17 protein-coding genes are annotated in these 19909 nt (G+C 46.0%); 12 read left to right on the top strand and 5 right to left on the bottom strand.

Annotated elements, in window-relative coordinates:
- The first annotated feature begins 102 nt into the window (after positions 1-102).
- Entirely contained in the window at positions 103-336 is a 234-nt protein-coding gene (locus tag HG547_RS03640) for a hypothetical protein (RefSeq protein WP_037416521.1), read from the top strand.
- Between the two features lie 130 nt (positions 337-466).
- Here the strand turns inward: HG547_RS03640 and thiI are convergent, their stop codons facing one another.
- The 3 genes from thiI to pomA form a co-directional block, all read right to left on the bottom strand.
- The gene (gene thiI / locus HG547_RS03635; RefSeq protein WP_037425834.1) at positions 467-1921 is read right to left on the bottom strand and encodes a tRNA uracil 4-sulfurtransferase ThiI; all 1455 of its coding nucleotides are present in this window, start codon (positions 1919-1921) and stop codon (positions 467-469) included.
- Positions 1922-2137: 216 nt separating this feature from the next.
- Positions 2138-3058, bottom strand: a complete 921-nt coding sequence (locus tag HG547_RS03630; RefSeq protein ID WP_037425837.1) for a flagellar motor protein MotB — start codon at positions 3056-3058, stop codon at positions 2138-2140.
- A gap of 3 nt (positions 3059-3061) precedes the next feature.
- Positions 3062-3829 (bottom strand): flagellar motor protein PomA, encoded by a 768-nt coding sequence (gene pomA, locus HG547_RS03625; protein ID WP_047535853.1) that lies wholly within the window; start codon positions 3827-3829, stop codon positions 3062-3064.
- A 314-nt stretch (positions 3830-4143) separates the two neighbouring features.
- On the opposite strand from pomA, the gene xseB reads away from it, so the two are divergent.
- From xseB to dxs, 3 genes are read left to right on the top strand one after another with little or no spacing between them, the layout of a single operon-like run.
- Positions 4144-4383, top strand: a complete 240-nt coding sequence (xseB, locus tag HG547_RS03620) for an exodeoxyribonuclease VII small subunit (RefSeq protein WP_011623480.1) — start codon at positions 4144-4146, stop codon at positions 4381-4383.
- 2 nt (positions 4384-4385) lie between these two features.
- A complete protein-coding gene (gene ispA / locus HG547_RS03615) occupies positions 4386-5267 on the top strand; it encodes a (2E,6E)-farnesyl diphosphate synthase (protein WP_069454565.1) in 882 nt (293 codons plus the stop codon).
- A 21-nt stretch (positions 5268-5288) separates the two neighbouring features.
- On the top strand, positions 5289-7157 hold the full coding sequence (gene dxs / locus HG547_RS03610) for a 1-deoxy-D-xylulose-5-phosphate synthase (RefSeq protein WP_055647999.1): 1869 nt from the start codon (positions 5289-5291) through the stop codon (positions 7155-7157).
- Positions 7158-7276: 119 nt separating this feature from the next.
- Here dxs and grpE read toward each other — a convergent pair whose 3' ends face one another.
- Positions 7277-7897, bottom strand: a complete 621-nt coding sequence (gene grpE, locus HG547_RS03605; RefSeq protein WP_037416074.1) for a nucleotide exchange factor GrpE — start codon at positions 7895-7897, stop codon at positions 7277-7279.
- A 99-nt stretch (positions 7898-7996) separates the two neighbouring features.
- Here grpE and nadK point away from each other — a divergent pair, with 99 nt between their 5' ends.
- The 8 genes from nadK to HG547_RS03565 all read left to right on the top strand — a co-directional run bounded on the left by nadK (position 7997) and on the right by HG547_RS03565 (position 18865).
- A complete protein-coding gene (gene nadK / locus HG547_RS03600; RefSeq protein WP_086023973.1) occupies positions 7997-8875 on the top strand; it encodes an NAD(+) kinase in 879 nt (292 codons plus the stop codon).
- A gap of 751 nt (positions 8876-9626) precedes the next feature.
- Positions 9627-11270, top strand: coding sequence for an L-lactate permease (locus tag HG547_RS03595; protein WP_047535865.1), 1644 nt, complete (start codon positions 9627-9629; stop codon positions 11268-11270).
- A 66-nt stretch (positions 11271-11336) separates the two neighbouring features.
- Positions 11337-14141 (top strand): FAD-binding and (Fe-S)-binding domain-containing protein, encoded by a 2805-nt coding sequence (locus HG547_RS03590; RefSeq protein WP_069454564.1) that lies wholly within the window; start codon positions 11337-11339, stop codon positions 14139-14141.
- Positions 14142-14442: 301 nt separating this feature from the next.
- Positions 14443-15186: a (Fe-S)-binding protein gene (locus tag HG547_RS03585; RefSeq protein ID WP_037416062.1), complete on the top strand. Its 744-nt coding sequence runs from the start codon at positions 14443-14445 to the stop codon at positions 15184-15186.
- Between the two features lie 10 nt (positions 15187-15196).
- Positions 15197-16591: a lactate utilization protein B gene (locus tag HG547_RS03580; protein WP_055648002.1), complete on the top strand. Its 1395-nt coding sequence runs from the start codon at positions 15197-15199 to the stop codon at positions 16589-16591.
- 1 nt (position 16592) lies between these two features.
- Positions 16593-17162, top strand: coding sequence for an LUD domain-containing protein (locus HG547_RS03575; RefSeq protein ID WP_037425853.1), 570 nt, complete (start codon positions 16593-16595; stop codon positions 17160-17162).
- Positions 17163-17373: 211 nt separating this feature from the next.
- Positions 17374-17544, top strand: coding sequence for a hypothetical protein (locus HG547_RS03570; RefSeq protein ID WP_169547028.1), 171 nt, complete (start codon positions 17374-17376; stop codon positions 17542-17544).
- 142 nt (positions 17545-17686) lie between these two features.
- Positions 17687-18865, top strand: coding sequence for an AAA family ATPase (locus HG547_RS03565; protein WP_169547027.1), 1179 nt, complete (start codon positions 17687-17689; stop codon positions 18863-18865).
- A gap of 244 nt (positions 18866-19109) precedes the next feature.
- Here the strand turns inward: HG547_RS03565 and HG547_RS03560 are convergent, their stop codons facing one another.
- Positions 19110-19619 carry a hypothetical protein gene (locus HG547_RS03560; protein WP_047535877.1) on the bottom strand — a complete coding sequence of 170 codons (510 nt, stop codon included), beginning with the start codon at positions 19617-19619 and terminating at the stop codon, positions 19110-19112.
- Positions 19620-19909 lie beyond the last annotated feature (290 nt).

The raw sequence follows: 19909 nt of genomic DNA, 5'->3' as shown, positions 1-19909 counted from the left end.
GTTTTTGATTAAATTTTGCGCCAACGAAACACATGAGTTGGACAATCTCGAACGGGTGATGGGAATGTCTGACAGCAATACTTTGTCAGCCCGGAGGCGACTATGTTCAATTTAAAATCTGCTTTTGCGTTAGTGTTAGTCAGCGCACTCAGTGCCAATGTCTACGCTAATGTTATCAATGCCGAAATTATTATCGACACCAGTGATTTACAAACAAGTATCAATGCCGAACTGACGGCAACGATGGAAAAAATGCACCAAGAAGCGCTGCAAGATCCCACCTTATTGATTGCCGATGAGGTGTTACCAGCACAGCAAGTGGTCAAAACCGAGTAAATTGCACTGCTTCGCAATAACATAAAAGCCGCATTCCAATGCGGCTTTTTTGTATTCGTAATCCCGTAGATTGCTGCATATCAAGGTCAAACCTGAGGTTTGACCTTGCATACGCTTTGCTGGCTATCGCTTAAGGGCGGTAAACCTTAACATTGTGATAACCTTGCTCAATCAGGTAAAGTGCCTGTAATTTACTCATCACGCCACGCTCACAGTACAGCAGGTAAGTCTTTTGCTTATCGAGATCGGCAAACTGAGTCGCTAATTTGAAGAAAGGAATGCGCTTGATTTCCACGCCTTCAATCTCCAGCGGTTTATTCTCTTCTTCCTCTGGGGCGCGAATATCAATCACCACTTCATTGGTGTCGATAGCAACAACGGTCTCAGTTTCAGTGATACGGGTATTCATTTGTTCTGCTATCTCCCGGATATCAATGGCCACGGCTTGCTCTACGATACGGTCAATCAAATCCTCAGAGAATTTCGTCTCTTCCGCTTCCACCTTAGCCAGTACCGCTTTAACAGTCGGCTTTTGTGAAATCACCCCGCAATATTCCGGCATAGACTTAGCAAAATCTTCGGTGCCGATACGACGGCATTCATTGATAATATCTTGCTTATCCATAGTGATCAGCGGACGCAAAATCAACATATCGGTGCAACGATCAATCACGTTTAAGTTGGTTAAGGTTTGGCTCGACACTTGACCCAAGCTTTCACCAGTCACAATCGCCTGAATGCCCATACGCTCGGCAATACGTGCCGCGGTGCGCATCATCATCCGTTTGAGCACCACGCCCATTTGACCATTGTCGATTTTCTCTAAAATCTCGGCCACCACAGGCTCAAACGGCACGGACACAAACTTCACCTTGTGGGATTCACCATAGGTTTTCCACAAATGGTAAGCAACCTGCTTAACGCCAATCTCATGCTGCGCGCCGCCTAGGTTGAAGAAACAGTAATGGGTACGAGCGCCCTTCTTAATAAATTGATAACTCGATACGCCCGAGTCAAAACCGCCCGAAATTAACGACAACACATCTTCCTGCGTTGCCATTGGGAAACCGCCTAAGCCTTCGATACGCTTAGTCACCATATACAGTTTATCGCCCTCGATTTCGAGGTTAACAGTGACTTCGGGGTTCTTTAAGCGCACGCCAATCGCATCGGTAAACTGGTTTAAGCCACCACCGACATAACGCTCTACTTCAATAGAGTTAAAATCGTGATTACCAGTGCGCTTGACGCGTACACAGAAGGTTTTGCCGGCAATTTGGTCGCGATAAACGGGCAACACTTGCTGATAAATATCATCCACAGAGGTAAAGCTGTATTCATCCACTTGCACTACGTGGGCGATCCCAGGGATACAAGCTAAACGCTCACCAAAGGCCTGAGCTAATTCAGGTTTATCATTTGGCACCTTTACCCAAATACGGTCCCATTGACGTTGCACTTTAGCATCTTCATCAACTTTTTTGAGCACGTTACGGATGTTGGTTTCAAGCATTTTAGTGAAGCGCATGCGCACAGGCTTACTCTTCATCATGATTTCTGGGTACAGCTTTACAATAAACTTCATGGGATTTCCGCGGGCAATTTTGGCAACAGCAAAATTGGTTAAAAGAATAATCGCCGGATTATAACAAACTCACGGCGATTGGCGCACCTGTTTCCACACTAGGGCTGCTCGTGGCGTGCGCTTACGCACAGTTGAACTTATAGTCAAAAAAGCCCAAATAAAAAAGCCGTGAGCAAGTCACGGCGTTTTTATCAAATAACTGATTTGGATTAAAAGCTATTTACCTACTTGAATTTCTTCGGATTCTTTTGCTTTACCTTGTTCAATCGCAATCTCAACTCGACGATTTCGCGCGCGATTTTCAGGCGAATCATTTAAAACAATTGGATTATTTGAGGCCATACCGACCACTTTCATCCGTTTAGGATCAAAACCCTTGACCTGCAATAACACATCAGCCACAGCTACAGCACGTTTACTGGAGAGATCCCAGTTTGAGCTATAGAGCTCATCACTTATCTGCATATCGTCGGTGTAACCCGATACGGTGATAATTCCCGGCACATCTTTGAGCAACTCCCCCACCGAACGCACCACTGGTTTAAATCGCGGTTGTAGGAAACCAGAGCCTGAGGCAAATGAACCTTTTTCACGGATGCGAATAATAATTTGCTGTCCAAGTGACTCAATTTCAATCGCCCCATCGGTGATCTCTTTATTGAGCTCCTGCGCCATTTTTTTCACTTGCTGATTAATCTTATCCTGCGCTGCCGCAGCCTCGGCCTTCACTGCATCTGCGGTTTCTTGGGCTGTAGCCGTTGCTTCGCCACCTCGCTGCGAACCGTTCTGTTGTTGTACCCCACCCGCACTATCATCTTCCCCCGCTTGGAAATCCAACGTGGGTTCGGTCATTTCATTGGTTTGTTGGTTGATGATCTCAATCGGCGTGGGATCGGGACGACCAGGACGGAACTCGAGGGCAATCACAGACGTCCCCTTAGGAATATCTTTGACTTCGACTTTGTTTTGTACCCCAAATGCATACTTCATCGAACCTGCAATCTGCTTAAACTTCATCACATCCATTTCGGAGAATGACAGCAGCAACACGAAGAAACACATCAAGAGGGACATCAAATCGGCAAATGTTGCCAACCAGAGTGGTGCTCCGGGCGGTGGACAGTTGCACTTAGCCATGGGCTACTCTCCGTCCGTTGTATCGATTTTCCGCTGTTTTTCAGCAAGATAGTTCTTCAAAAAGCCTTCAATTACTCGAGGGTTTTGGCCATCTTGAATCGCCAATACCGCATCCATAATCAAGTTACGGTTTAGCATTTCCTCACCCATTCTAAGGCTTAATTTATCGGCGATAGGAATACACACCATGTTAGCCACTACCGCACCATATAGGGTAGTTAACAACGCAACCGCCATTGAAGGGCCAATCGATTTCGGGTCCGACATATTGGATAACATCGCCACCAAGCCCACTAGGGTACCAATCATCCCCATCGCGGGTCCTACATCACCAAAAGCCCGGAAAATGGCGATGCCGTTGCGATGGCGCTCTTCGGTGAGGGCGATATCTTTTTCAAGCGCGGCACGTACCACCTCACCGTCATGACCATCCACTAACATATCGACGGCTTTTTGCATAAAACTGTTGGAAATTTGTGCTTCTTCAAGAGCAAGAAATCCACCTTTACGCGCCGCATCAGCCATCGTCACTGATTGTTCAATAAGATCTTCAGGTTTATCAATTTTAAACATAAAGGCTTTTACTGCGATTTTTACCGCACCTAAAAACTGTTTTAAATTGAATTTCATCATCACGACAAAGAAGGAGCCACCAAACACGATAAAGACGGAAGGAATATCGATAAAAATTGCAATGCCGCCGCTGGTTACCATGGCCCAAAGGATAAAACCAAAGCTCCCGACTAGTCCAATAACTGTAGCTAAATCCACAACGGCTCCTCAATATTCTGTATAAACGACATGATACTGACTCTATTGGCAAAATAACACTAAATGTCATCCGTCAACGGTTAACACTTTGGTCTTAACCCAAGCCTTATTTTATGATGTCTTAAGATGATTATAAGCATAATGCTACTATTGTCATTTATCGGACAAGCTCTAAGCAAGTTTAGCGGCAATTTCTATTTTCTGAAAAAAATTCAGCAACAAAGCGTGCTATCGAGCAAATATCCATCGACTGAATTTGACCCTTGAGCCGCCCTGATATACCTTGTGTCCGCTCTTTCAAAGGAATTATTAACGTGGCAAAGAAACCCGAAAATCTCAGTTTTGAAGAATCCCTTGGTGAACTCGAGCGCATCGTTGCTGAGTTAGAGCAGGGCGATGTCTCTCTCGATGATGCGTTAAAACAATTTGAACGAGGCATCAATCTGGTGCGTAACAGCCAGGCAAAACTTGAACAAGCTCAGCAAAAAGTGGCCATTTTACTCAAGCAGGATGAAAATGCGCCCCTCTCTCCCTATGCCGTTGAGGGCGAATAAGCGTGTTAGTCAATGCAATAAAAGAATATCAACTACGAGTTGATAACCAATTAAAACAACGTTTTAGTACACTCGAAGATACAGCTCCTCAGTTAAAAGCCGCGATGACCCATGGCGCCCTTTTAGGGGGAAAACGCATTCGTCCCTTCTTGGTTTACAGTGTCGGGCAAATGTTTGGCGTAGCACTTGAAAAACTCGATGCCTGCGCCGCCGCGATTGAATGCATCCACGCCTATTCGTTAATCCATGACGATTTACCCGCTATGGATGATGATGCACTTCGCCGTGGTCAACCCACAGTGCATATCGCTTTCGATGAAGCCACCGCAATTCTTGCTGGGGATGCACTACAAACTTTAGCTTTTGAGATTGTGACTGAAGCCGTGCCAGGGATTACCAGCGAGCAACATATCGCTATGGTCAGAGCATTGGCAAAAGCCTCTGGTTATCGGGGGATGTGCGGCGGTCAAGCCATCGACTTAGCCTCCACCGATAAGCACATTGATCTTAAAGCATTAACTCAACTGCATAATATGAAAACAGGGGCGCTGATCAGCTGCGCCGTTGAGTTAGCCTTGATCGCCGCGAACGCGCCAAAAGATCAATATCAGACTATGATGGAATTTGCCCATGCCGTAGGACTTGCCTTCCAAGTCCAAGACGATATTCTGGACATTATTGCCACCACGGAAGAACTCGGCAAACCTCAAGGCTCAGATGCCGAGTCAAATAAGAGTACTTTTCCGCAACTACTTGGACTGCAAGGCGCAAAAGATACCGCCGCGCAACTGATCCAAGAGGCACTATCAGCGCTGGCTAAATTGCCATACAATAGCCAGTTAATTGCAGACTTCGCCCGCTATATTATTGAGCGAAGAATATAAAAAGAGACGAAGTATCTCGCTATGAGTTTGGACATTTCTCAGTTTCCGGTGTTGGCACAGGCCAACACACCTAATGAACTCCGCCAGCTTCCACAGGCCCTATTACCCCAATTGGCCGATGAGTTGCGGGAGTTCCTTCTTAAGTCCGTTGGCATGTCCAGCGGACATTTTGCCTCAGGGCTTGGCACTGTCGAGCTGACTGTTGCCCTGCATTATGTCTATAACACCCCGTTTGACCGTTTGATTTGGGATGTTGGTCACCAAGCCTATCCCCATAAAATCCTCACTGGTCGCCGTGATAGAATGCACACCATTAGGCAAAAGAACGGTTTACACCCCTTCCCTTGGCGGGAAGAAAGTGAATATGACACCTTTAGCGTAGGACACTCAGGCACCTCCATCAGTGCCGCATTAGCCATGGCCGTTGCCGCCGAAAAAGAACAGGCAGGCCGTAAAGTGGTTGCCGTGATTGGCGATGGTGCAATGACAGGCGGCATGGTGTTCGAGGCAATGAACCACGCGGGTGATTTGCACAATGATATGCTGATGGTGCTAAACGATAATGAAATGTCGATTTCAGAAAATGTCGGCGCACTCAACAATCACTTAGCCCAATTGATGTCAGGCCGCTTCTACACCACGATTCGTGAAAGCAGCAAGAAAGTACTCAAGGGCATGCCTGTTATCAAAGAAATGGCCAAGCGCACCGAAGAACACCTCAAAGGCATGGTGGTTCCTGGCACACTGTTTGAAGAGTTAGGCTTTAACTATATCGGCCCTATTGATGGCCACGATGTCGATGCCCTAGTGGAAACCCTGCGCAATATGCGCAATCTAAAGGGGCCACAAGTGCTACACATTATGACCAAAAAAGGTCGTGGCTATGAACCAGCCGAGAAAGATCCTATCGGCTGGCACGCAGTCCCTAAATTTGACCCATCACAATTTAAGAAGCCAGCGACTAAGCCGGGACTACCAACCTTCTCTCAAGTGTTTGGTAAATGGTTATGTGATATCGCTGAGCAGGATGAAAAAGTCTTAGGCATTACCCCTGCCATGCGTGAAGGGTCGGGTATGGTGGAGTTCTCGCAGCGCTTCCCAAAACAATATTTTGATGCAGCCATTGCCGAGCAACATGCGGTGACCTTAGGTGCAGGGTTTGCCTGTGAGGGCTATAAACCTGTGGTCGCAATCTATTCGACCTTCTTGCAACGCGGCTATGATCAGCTGATCCACGATGTCGCATTGCAGCGTTTACCCGTACTATTTGCGATTGACCGTGGAGGTATTGTCGGTGCCGACGGCCCAACCCATCAAGGGGCGTTCGATTTAAGCTTTATGCGCTGTATCCCAAATATGGTGATTATGGCGCCATCGGATGAAAATGAATGTCGCCAGATGCTGTATACCGGGTATTGCTATGATGCAGGCCCAAGCGCAGTACGCTATCCAAGAGGTAGTGCAACAGGTGCAACTCAAGTTGAAGCCATGACGGCGCTGCCAATTGGTAAAGGGGTGATTAAGCGTTTAGGCAAACGTATCGCGATGCTTAACTTCGGGACTACCTTAGCCGCAGCACTCACTGCCGCAGAGAGTTTAGATGCAACAGTGGTCGATATGCGCTTTGTGAAACCGCTGGATGTGGATTTAGTGAAAGAGATGGCGCAAACCCACGATGTGCTAGTTACAGTGGAAGAAAACGCCATTATGGGCGGCGCTGGCTCAGGTGTGCTAGAGCTTCTGCAAAAGCTTAAAATGCCTAAACCTGTACTACAAATTGGCTTGCCCGATGAGTTTATTAAACATGGATCACCAGAAGAAGTGATCCATGACTTACAACTCGATGCCGAAGGCATGTTAGCGCAGATTAATGCCTATCTCGCCAATTAAGCTCAAGGGAGCTTGCTCCCAGTTTATGAAAAATAAGCTACTGATTAACTTACAATAAAATTTTTAAACTAAAAAGGACTGCATCTGCAGTCCTTTTTATTGGTTTAACGTTTTATCGCTTACGCTTCAATATCAATCGAAGCAGACTCTTGGCTAGGGCCACCTTGAGACACCATCACCATGGCTGGGCGCAATAAACGGCTATTCAGTTCATAGCCTTTTTGCATCACTAACATCACAGTATTGGCTGGGAATTCAGCACTTGGTTGCATACCAATCGCTTGATGTTGATCAGGGTTGAAGGCTTGTCCTTGAGGATCAATTTGTTTTACACCAAATTTCGCCACAGCGGTCAACAAACTCTTTTGTGTTAACTCAACACCTTCATAGATAGCTTTAGTGGTTTCATCCTGCGGATTAGTACCTTGCAGCGCTCGCTCCATATTGTCTATCACTGGCAGCAATTCGTTGGCAAATTTTTCCAGAGCAAACTTATTGGCTTTCTCTACATCCATCGCAGCACGACGACGAATGTTATCCACTTCGGCAGCTGCACGTATTACTGAATCTTTTTGCTCATCAACTTTCGCCAAAGCGTCAGCGAGTAACTGTTCCAGCTCTTCAATACGGAAATTGGCTTGGGTAAGCTCATCAATCAGACTTGCTTCTTCGGTAGAAACTTCAGACTCTACACCCTCTTGGATCAGATCCTGTTCTGCTTTAATCGACTCGTTGCTCATTTTCACTCCAGCTAAAAATGCTTTGTTTCTAAATACTCTGGGCATATTATGGGGATCAATTTTGACGTTTCAAGGCCTAAGGCCAGATCTAGCATAAATATGACCACAAAGTTCCACACCATTGGCCTAATTGGTAAGCCGCATCATCCAGGGACAAATCAAACCCTCAAACGTCTGCACCACTGGCTGACAATGCAAGGTTATGAAGTCCTCGTAGAAGAGCGGGTAGCAACTGAGTTAGGCCCACAAATTGTGGCGGTTGATTTATTAGAGATTGGCGAGCGTTGTGATTTAGCGATAGTCGTTGGCGGTGATGGCAATATGCTCGGCGCCGCCAGAGTACTGGCACGCTTCGATGTGGGCGTGATTGGTGTAAACCGTGGCAACCTTGGCTTTTTAACGGATTTACCGCCGGATGCATTCGAAGAGGCGCTCGCTAAAGTGCTCGATGGTGAGTTTGATACCGAGCACCGTTTTTTACTTGAGGCAGAGGTCTATCGCCATGGACAGCTAAAAGCCAGTAATACCGCGGTGAATGAAGCGGTGCTGCATCCGGGTAAGATCGCTCACATGATTGAATTTGAGGTCTATATTGACAATCAATTCATGTACAGCCAACGCGCCGATGGCATGATAGTTTCCACTCCCACGGGATCAACCGCCTATGCACTGTCAGCAGGTGGGGCGATTCTCACCCCCAATTTACAGGCATTAATTTTAGTCCCGATGTTTCCACACACCTTGTCATGCCGCCCTATCGTGGTCGATGCTTGCAGCACCATTAAGATGGTGGTTTCCCCTGAAAATGGCGAAAACCTTGAGGTTAGCTGTGATGGCCATGTGCATTTAGCGGTATTACCCGGCGATGAGATCATCGTGCGCCGCAGCTCTGAGCAACTTAGGCTTATCCATCCTAAAGGCCATAATTACTTCCATGTGTTGCGAAGTAAACTCGGCTGGGGCAGTAAGTTGTTTTGAGTTTGTACGATGAGATGATGCGAAGCTTAACTCAAGCAACCTACCATAAAAAAATAGAGATAATGACTGACTATAGTTGTTAACAAAATGGAGTTGTGCAGCTGCATTGCTGTAAACAGCTTTATTAACCGTTATTAAATTTCAGATTAACTCATATTTCATAAAGTGACATTGCTCACACTCAATTTCCCCATCCGATAAAGTGTGAGCTACATCACGCTAAAAATCTCAGTCTAAAAATGATATAAAATAATAAAAATCATATATTTAAAATAAATCATTAAAAACCACCGTTCCTTTTAATAAGAATCTGAGTGACATAGATCACACCTTAATATTGTCTTAAAAATTCATTAAGTGCCCATTAATGAAATAAATGGATCAGTTAATTGCAATACTGATCGCTAATTTAGTGAAGATCTGATTTTTTATAACTAAAAAGCATACAAGTTAAATTAATTACTGAGCATAGGAATATACAAACCACTCTTTAAGTGACATTGGTCACAGTTGAAGAAATCCTATGAGAGAAGCCTCCCGCAGCACTGTAAATTAGCATTTCATACAGCAGTCAAAATGATCTAGATCATATAAGTTCAACCCCGAATAGCGTCTAGTACACACCACAGAATGTCGTAACAGTGATTATTAGTAGTGAATACTGCTGATTTATCCACCATAAGTTCTGATATCGAAGCACCAATAAGATTCCTATAAAAAATAAGACAGACCACTTTATGTAGAGGCAAGCATGACAATACTCCAACTCCTCGCCAGCTTGACGCCAGTGCTCAGTGTAATGATCTTTCTTGTATTACTGAGAATGCCCGCGTCAAAAGCTATGCCCATTTCCATGGTAGTTACGGCCATCGCCGCCGTATTTATTTGGCAAATGGATACCACTCTATTGGCCGCATCCGTTCTTGAAGGACTGCTGTCAGCGATCACGCCATTAACCATCATCTTCGGTGCGGTATTCCTACTTAATACTCTGAAATATTCAGGTGCAATGGATACTATCCGAGCAGGCTTCACTAACATCAGTGCCGATGCCCGTGTACAGGTGATTATTATTTGTTGGTTATTCGGCGCCTTTATCGAAGGTAGTGCTGGCTTTGGTACGCCAGCCGCCATTGGCGCGCCACTGCTGGTATTACTGGGAGTACCTCCTGTCGCCGCCGCCGTAGTAGCCTTAATTGCCGACTCAGCCTGCGTATCATTTGGGGCAATTGGTTTACCCGTGCTCTTTGGGATGGAACAGGGTCTTATCCAAGGTGGTGTAAGTATGGCTGCTGAGCAGTTTGCTGCCCATGGTGGAACCTATGCAGGTTATGCTCGATATATCGTAATGCATATGATCACTATCGACTTAATCACAGGTTCATTAATTCCACTGGTTATGGTGACGATGCTGACCGGGTTCTTTGGCCGCAATAAATCCTTTAAAGAAGGCTTAGCCATTTGGAAATTTGCGATTTTCGCAGGTCTTGCCTTTACTGTCCCCGCCTGGATTATTAACTACCTTGCAGGCCCTGAATTCCCATCGGTTATTGGTGCATTAATCGGTATGGCACTGGTGATCCCTGTTGCGCGTAAGGGCTACCTACTGCCTAAAACACCTTGGAATGATTTCGCAGAGAATGACAACCAAGAAGGTGTGAAGATCGAAGCGAAAGCCCAGTTTTCACAAATTGCCGCCTGGACACCTTATATCATCATGGCTGCGCTGTTAGTGTTATCTCGTACAGTCACGCCACTGAAAGCTTGGTTATCGAGTTTCAACATTAGCTGGACAGGCCTTATGGGTACTGAGCTTAAAGCGAGCTTTGCAACCTTATACGCCCCTGGCGCCTTCTTCGTCGCAGTGTGTATTATCGGTTTCTTCCTGTTCAAAATGAAAAGTCCTGCGATTAAGCAATCCATCGGTGTTTCATGCAAATCAATGTTACCGACGATTATTTCATTAGGTGCTTCAGTACCTATGGTGAAAATCTTCTTAAACTCAGGTGCTAATGGTGCTGGACTAGCCTCTATGCCAGTGGCCTTAGCCGATATGTTGGGCCATTCAATGGGCGCAGTATGGGCATGGATGGCGCCTATCGTGGGGATTTTTGGTGCCTTCCTGTCAGGTTCAGCGACGTTCTCAAACATGATGTTCTCAAGCCTGCAATACAGTGTGGCTGATAATGTTGGCATGAACCATACGCTGATATTGGCACTGCAAGGTATCGGTGCAAACGCCGGTAACATGATGTGCGTAATGAACGTGGTTGCCGCTGCAACTGTAGTAGGTATGGCGGGTAGAGAGTCGGAAATTATTCGTAAAACCATGCCTGTTGCCCTTGGCTACGCCTTACTTGCAGGCACTATCGCAACACTTTGGGGTGGCTTCTAATCCATCTTGTTCGAAGTCACGCCGAGTGACTTCGACTTTCTTCTATAAGATAAAGAGAGTGATGTTATGTCGATTAACTACAAAGAGGTCATCAATGATCTCAGAACACAATTAGGTGATCGTCCGGTGACGGATGATCCCGTCCGTCGTTTTGCTTGGTCTACCGATGCCAGCTACTTCAGAATCGTGCCCGAAGTTGTTGTCCATGCCGAGACCTTAGAACAGGTAAAACTCACCTTAGCCGTTGCCCGCAAGCATAATGCGCCCGTCACATTTAGAGCAGCAGGCACCAGTTTATCTGGCCAAGCGATTGGTGAAGGGATACTACTTATCCTTGGCCATGATGGTTTTAGAAAGATTGAAGTCAGTAGCGATGCAAAACAAATTACCTTAGGTGCCGCCGTTATTGGTTCAGACGCGAATGCTGTGCTAGCGCCACTGAATCGCAAAATCGGCCCCGATCCAGCGACGATTGCTTCGGCAAAAATTGGCGGAATTGTTGCTAACAACGCTTCAGGCATGTGCTGTGGTACTGCTCAAAACAGTTACCAAACCATCGCATCGGCAAAACTGTTATTTGCCGATGGCACTGAACTCGATACTGGCTGTGAAAAATCTAAGGCTGAGTTTGCTAAGACCCACGGAAAATTACTGCAAGATCTGAGCGAGCTCTCCCATCTGACACGCCATAACACCGTATTAGCCGAGCGCATTCGTAAAAAGTATTCCATCAAAAATACCACTGGCTACGGTATTAACTCCTTAATCGATTTTACCGACCCATTTGACATCATTAACCACTTAATGGTCGGGATGGAAGGTACGTTAGCTTTCATTAATGAAGTCACTTATCACACTGTAAATGAAGCTAAATTTAAAGCCTCAGCCATGGCTGTATTCCATAATATGGAAGATGCTGCACGCGCCATTCCGCTGATTAATGGTGAAAGTGTTTCTGCTGCCGAACTCCTTGACTGGCCATCCATTAAAGCGGTAACAGGCAAGCCAGGCATGCCAGATTGGTTGTCGGAACTGCCTGCGTTATCCGCGATTCTATTGATTGAATCCCGTGCGGATGATGCTCAAACGCTCGAACGCTATACCCAAGATGTCAGTACCAAACTGGCTGGTTTTGACTTCATCCGTCCGATGGAATTCAGTACCAATCCCGCGGTTTACGACAAGTACTGGGCGATGCGTAAAGGGCTTTTCCCCATTGTCGGTGGCGAGCGTCCAAAAGGAACCTCAGTTATCATCGAAGACGTGGCCTTTGAGCTTGAACATCTAGCCGCAGCAGCTCACGATATCACTGAGCTTTTCCATAAACATGGTTACCCTGAAGGCTGTATTTATGGCCACGCGCTAGCAGGTAACTTCCACTTCATTATTACTCCTACCTTCTCCACTCAAGCCGATATTGACCGCTTCCATGCCTTTATGGACGATATTGCCGATATGGTGATTAACAAGTACAACGGATCCATGAAAGCTGAGCATGGCACCGGCCGCGCTGTGGCACCGTTTGTTGAAAAAGAATGGGGACAAGATGCTTACACTTTGATGAAGAGCATCAAACAACTATTTGATCCTCAGGGTATTCTAAACCCAGGCGTTATTCTTAACGATGATGCGAACGTCCACGTTAAAAATATTAAGCCCTGCCCTGTTGTCGATGATTTTGTTGATAGATGTATTGAATGTGGCTTCTGCGAAAAAACCTGCCCAACATCAGCACTTAACTTCTCGCCACGTCAACGTATCGCTACTCTGCGTGAAATCGAACGCTTAGAGCAGTCCGGTGATAAAGCTGCGGCCGCTAAAATGCGCGCCGATGCAAAATACGATGTGATTGATACCTGCGCCGCCTGTCAGCTTTGTACTATCGCCTGTCCAGTCGATAACAGCATGGGTCAGTTAGTCCGTAAACTACGTACACCTTATATCAGCACCACAGAGCAAAAAGTATTGGATTTCCAAGCCAAGCATTTTGGCGCGGTAAACCAAGTGATCAGTACGGGCTTTGATGTACTTGGCGTTATCCATAAAATCACCGGCGATGGCATTACTAATGCGCTGATGAAAACGGGTCGGCTGATTTCTAAAGAAGTGCCCTACTGGAATCCGGACTTCCCCAAAGGCGGCAAACTGCCTAAACCGTCACCCGCCAAAGCAGGCCAAGAAACTGTAGTTTACTTCCCAGCCTGTGGTGGCCGGACCTTTGGTCCAACACCTAAGGATCCCGATAATCGCACCTTGCCAGAAGTGGTTGTAACCCTACTAGAGCGCGCGGGTTATAACGTTATCACGCCAGAAAAGACCCGCGATTTATGTTGCGGCCAAATGTGGGAATCAAAGGGCGACTTTAAAAACGCCGACGCCAAACGCCAGGAGCTTATCGATGTGCTCAGCAAGATGAGCAATGGCGGCAAGATCCCAGTGTTAGTCGATGCCTTATCTTGTACTTATCGCACCCTCACGGGTAACCCAAAGGTACAAATAACGGATCTAGTTGAGTTTATGCACGACAAGCTGCTGGACAAGCTGACCATCAACAAAAAGGTCAATGTTGCTTTGCACTTAGGTTGTAGTGCTCGCAAGATGAAGTTAGAGCCTAAGATGCAAGCAATTGCCAATGCTTGCTCGGCGCAAGTGCTCAAACCCGCGGGTATTGAATGTTGTGGATACGCCGGTGAAAAAGGTTTATATAAGCCAGAAATCAACGCCAGCGCCCTGCGCAATATTAAGAAGTTAATCCCAGTTGAGGTTAAAGAAGGCTATTACGCCAACCGTATGTGCGAGGTCGGTTTGACCCAACACAGTGGTATTTCCTACCGCCACTTAGCGTATCTGCTTGAAGAGTGCAGTCGCTAACACACTGACCAAACGGGGCTAAAGATAGCCCCGTTTTTCTTTAGAAGAAAACTATTCTCATTTATCGACAACTCCGCAAAGTTAACGAAATAAATCTTAAAATAAAAACCAAATTAATCATTTAAAATCATATTGTTAAAAACTTCTCATTTTTGCAAAAATCTAGTAGATCATTTACTAAATTAGGGCTACTTATTTACTTTAGATAAGCCTATATTGGATCAACTACCTTAGCATTTGTGTGGACTTTGGGGCCACAATGCAAGGCAATGTCGTTCACTAACAAGAAAGAGAAAGCACAATGAAAATCGCCCTTTTCATCCCGTGTCTTGTTAACCAAATGATGCCGGATGTGGCCATTGCCACTCTGGAATTACTGGAAAAACTCGGACACCAAGTGATTCTACCCGCAGGCCAAACTTGCTGTGGCCAACCGATGACTAACTCGGGTTGCTTTGATGCAGCACGCAGTACCACCTTGAAATTACTCAATGCCTTCAAAGGTGTAGAATGCGATGCCATTGTTTGTCCTGCCGCTTCTTGTTTAGTGGCCGCCAAAGAAAATTTCCACGAGTTTGATAGCAGCCCAGAAGCTCAAGCCGTTATCGACAAACTCTATGAGCTGACCGAGTTCCTCCACGATATCGCTCCCATTCCCGCCTTCAACAAACCTTTTGCCCATAAGATCAGCCTGCAACTAAGCTGTCACGGCATTCGTATGCTGAGCCTTGCCACGCCAAGCGAGCAAATGGGCCCACGATTCAACAAAGTTGAAGCCGTGCTTGCCAATATCGCAGGTATCGACATTGTCTATCCAGACCGCCGCGATGAATGCTGTGGCTTTGGTGGTACGTTTGCCGTCGATGAAGGTGCCGTATCCGCCAAGATGGGTAAAGACAAAGCCCAAGCACACGCGGCAACAGGCGCGCAATATGTGGTTGGCTTCGATCCCTCTTGCCTCTTGCACCTCGATGGCATGATCCGCAGACAACAATTGCCGATTGAAATTCGCCACATAGCGCAAGTGCTTAACGCCGCGCTCTAGGAGACCCACTATGGCATATCAACATAATCACGGGGCCACGGGTTCACAGGTTCACGCTCATAAAGCCGATATTTTCTGCCGCGATGAAACCCGAGTTGACTGGCACTCTAAAGCCCTTTGGGTGCTGCGCGAAAAACGCGATCGCGCCGCTGGCAGCTTACCCGAATGGGAGCAACTGCGTCAGTTAGGTTCTGAAATCAAACTGCATACCTTAACCAACCTTGCACAATACCTTGAAACCTTTGAGCAAAACTGTCTTGCCAACGGCATCAAAGTGCATTGGGCCAAAGATGGCGCCGAGCACAACCGTATCGTGCACGAGATCTTAGCTAGCCATAAAGTGAAGAAGTTAGTTAAGTCCAAATCCATGCTCACCGAGGAATGTCATCTCAATCCTTACTTAGAGCAGCGTGGAATTGAAGTCATCGACACCGACTTAGGTGAGCGCATTATTCAGCTCGCGAAAATGCCGCCTTCGCACATTGTGGTGCCCGCTATCCACATGAAAAAAGAAGAAGTCGGTGACCTCTTCCATGAGAAACTCGGCACTAAAGCGGGGGCAGCCGATCCCTTGTATTTAACCCGTGCCGCCCGCGCGCATTTGCGTGAAAAATTCCTCAGCGCCGATGCCGCCATGACAGGGGTAAACATGGCGATTGCCGATAAGGGCGCCGTGGTCGTTTGTACTAACGAAGGTAACGCCGATATGGGCGCTAACCTGCCCAAGTTGCAGTTGCATTCAATGGGGATCGACAAAATTGTCCCCGATATCGACAGCGCCGCCGTGTTACTACGCACCCTCGCACGCAACGCAACTGGCCAACCCGTCACTACTTATAGCGCCTTCTACCGTGGACCACAGGTCGATGGAGAGATGCATGTGATCATCGTCGATAACGGCCGTACCGAGATGATGAAGGATAAAATCCTTGCCGAATCATTGAAATGTATTCGTTGCGGCGGTTGTTTAAATACTTGTCCTGTGTATCGCCGCTCTGGTGGTTACAGCTACAACTACACCATTCCCGGCCCGATTGGGATTGCGGTGGGTGCCAAGCATGACGATACCAACTCCATCGCTTGGGCTTGTACTCTGTGTGGTAGCTGTACCTATGTCTGCCCGACCAAGGTGCCGCTCGATAAGATTATTCACCACCACAGACGCCTTAAGGCCGAAGCCGGACAACTCCCCTACGGCAAAAACGGCTATATGCCATTAGTGGGTAAATTTATGGCAAGCACCACTCTGCTCAATTGCTCAATGGGCGCGGCCCGAACTGCACTGCGCATTCTGCCGGGTAGTCTGCTCAAGCCCTTTAGTGGTGCCTGGGGTAAATACCGTGAACTGCCAGTCGCCCCCAACTCCAGCTTCGAAGCTTGGTTTAAGAAACACAGGAGCCTATAAGATGTCTAGTAAGCACGAAATTCTCAATGCGCTCAAACTGTCGGCTTTAACAAACCATCCTATGCCGAGCATCGATGTCGCCCCAAGGGTTGAAGATCTGGTTGGCCAGTTTGAAACCAATCTGAAAACCGTTGCGGGTACACTTCACCGTGAAGGCGGCCTCGCGGCACTGCAAGCCAAAGTGGATGAGCTTGTCGCCCAAGGCTTACAGGTTATCTCCCTCGTTGAGGGCATCACAGCAAACCGTGATGTGCCACCAACGGCTCACGAGCTCAGGGATATCGATTATGCGGTGATCCCTGGGGATATTGGTGTTGCCGAAAATGGTGCCATTTGGGTAAACAATAAGAACTTAGGCCACAGAGTAACGCCTTTTATCTGTGAAAACCTGATCTTAGCCCTGCCAGCCAATAAGATTGTGCCAAACATGCATCAAGCGGCAAAAGAAATCACGCTAGCCTCAGGTGAGTTTGGGGTGTTTATCGCCGGTCCCTCAAAAACCGCCGATATCGAACAAGCCCTCGTCGTCGGTGCTCACGGCGCCTGCAGCTCGAACGTGTATTTGCTGTAATGCCTCAAGATTTAATGTAACCAAGAAACGCAAAGGTTACGGGACAATCGAAACATGAAAGCCGACCTTTATTGGCGGCTTTCTTATTTAAAATTTAGCATAACAATATTTGAAACATTTGATTTATAAGGATTATTCGCCTACAGGTACAGGCTTGCCATGGCATTCGCCGCCGACTCGGTGAATAGAGAAATCTAGGATTTCTAAGCTTATGAACGAGAGCCATGGTCGTTCTCACGTATCCCTGCATTGCACGACATTCAGGCGTCCTGCCTATAAGATGGCGAACGGGCTGTTAAACACGGATGTAGTGCAAGTCAATCAGTGGATGCAAGGCCGCGCCGTTCTGCTCTTTGATGAGCGCCGCAGCCTAAAGCAATAGCTAGTGATAAGTAAAGGATCTTTATCAAGTCGCTTTAACCAGATGCGATAGCGCAATACTGAGGATACCTTACGAGTATACTCGACGCGGCTGGTCGTATTCTCGACTATATCTATTAGGCATTTATAGTAAAGGTGAGTAAATGAACGAGGTATTACTACAAATAAAGGCGCTCACCAATAGTGATCCTTTGTTGACGGCTGTCATTGTTGGAGTATTAACATTTACGTTAATTGGGCTCGTAGGCTACATGCTAAAAGATGTCCCCGCGAAACTGTTAAGCTGGCTCAGTAGCCAGCTATTTGTGCGGCTCACTATAGACGATAGCCATCAGGCACGCACAGAGATCTTCAATAAGCTGTCCTTTTTGATCAGTAATACTACCATTCCGTTTTTTTCACGTTCGATCTCTGAGGCTGTGTACTTTGACTATGGTGTGAATTACGACGGGCGTGTCAGTGTTAAGTCTATCGGCTATGGTATGCATCTGTTTAAATACGGTGGTTGTTTTATGTTGGCAACCCGTACTAAGGTCGATAGTACGATGGCATACGATTCTATTACTGTAAGAGCACCATGGTGGGCAAAAGATAAACTATATCGTTTTTTAGAAGATACTCGTGGAGACATTTCTACTGAGCCGAAAGTGAATATTTTCGAAGAAACCGAATGGTGTCGCTACGGTACATTGAAATCATCGGGTTTTAGTGACTTAGTGCTAGATGAAGGGTTTAAGCAGGACTTGATGAGGGAAGTTGATAACTTCGCAAGTCGGGGAAAATCGGTTGTCAGTAAGCTAACCATACTGCTACATGGAAAAACGGGCACGGGTAAGACGGGTATCGCGAGGGCCTTAGCGGTTGAGTATCATCGCGATCTATACATATTGAATCTATCGACTGTCAATGATGCCACTATTCATAAGGCGATTAGAAAAGTAGCGCCCGGAGCGATGTTGTTAATAGAGGACTGTGATTGTGTAAAGGCTACGGTATCACGTACAGCTGAAAGCAACGTAGACAACCCACCACTCACTTTAGGTGGCGTACTCAACGCGTTAGACGGCGTCATTCCTCTTGATGACTGCCTTGTCATAATGACCACAAATCATCTCGATCATCTTGACCCTGCGTTGATACGTAAAGGTCGTGTAGATGTCAGTATTGAAGTACCACTTATCAGTGCAAAGCAAGTTAATGAGGACTACTTTGAGCGTTTTGGCGCAGTTCTGAATAGAACTGAGCCATTGTTAGGTTGTGAAGTCTATGAACTCCATCGCAGAGCGAAGTTAAGATATGGTAGTGTCCATAATTCTGTGTGATTTCAGTAAAAATCTGACTATCCATTTTAGATCAACAACATAAGCACTTTTGGTTTGTCTACAACTTGTACGAGCTAAAGCTGAGACATGAAATTGAGCTAACTCATTAAAATATTGGTGTATTTAAGACATATTAACCCACCCAATAAAACCAATGAGCAGTAATTGGTTTGGTTAAGCAAGGTTACAGTGAGTTGCAGGATATGACATCCCATTTTAGAGATTGGCCAGTCTAATTGATTTTTTACTTTTTATAAGGGAACAACCAAGTGTTGTTGGGCGTTTTTATATTTGGGTTAACTAACCGCAATGCATCGTATAGTTCGCTTCGCTTATATGGATAGTTAGGGCTCAATAAAACTGATGAACCATTATTCATTTTCACTAAAATAAGGCTAGCGTTTGATCCTATATCTGTGCTGTGCTCAATTTCAATAATGTCTTGCGGATTGACACTGAACGTCCATTCTTTAAAAGTAGGGTGAAATGAGCTGAACTCGGAGTTTGTCAGCTTGATATAAAATTTCGCAGGATGAGTAAGCAACCATGCTGTTAGCGATAACAGAGCAAGTTCAGAAACCACAACAATATATTTTACGTAAAATAAAAATTCGTTATAAAAAGGATCACTTTTTGGAATGAATATCAAAATAAGCCAAAGGATAACGGGCAAAAAAAGCATATTAAAAGCGAGCATTTTGGCTTGTTGTTTTCTGTTTCTTTCATAATAGAAAAAGGTGCGTTTAATATTCATATAATTAACGCCTAGATTCAGATCGAAAAGCACCGCAGTTGGTTGACGTTATCACCTGCACCTTCTGCAGGCGATAAAATTTGATTATTACAAGTCTGAGCATTCATCAAAAATCCGTATAATTGGGATTGTCTGAAACTCCATCTCAACGACTCCATCACTGAGATAATCAAACAACTGGCGATTTTAAATCAACAACATAATGTACTTTCGGTTTGCCTACAACACGCTCAGATTAAAATGGTTTATTAAACGATCGGTTGGGTAAATTGCGTATATAAAAAATGGCA

It is taken from the genome of Shewanella sp. DNRA4, assembly GCF_012843185.1.
GTDB classification, from domain to species: domain Bacteria; phylum Pseudomonadota; class Gammaproteobacteria; order Enterobacterales; family Shewanellaceae; genus Shewanella; species Shewanella xiamenensis.
Note: the sequence above shows the minus strand (reverse complement) of the source record. Positions and strands in the feature narration are given on the sequence as shown.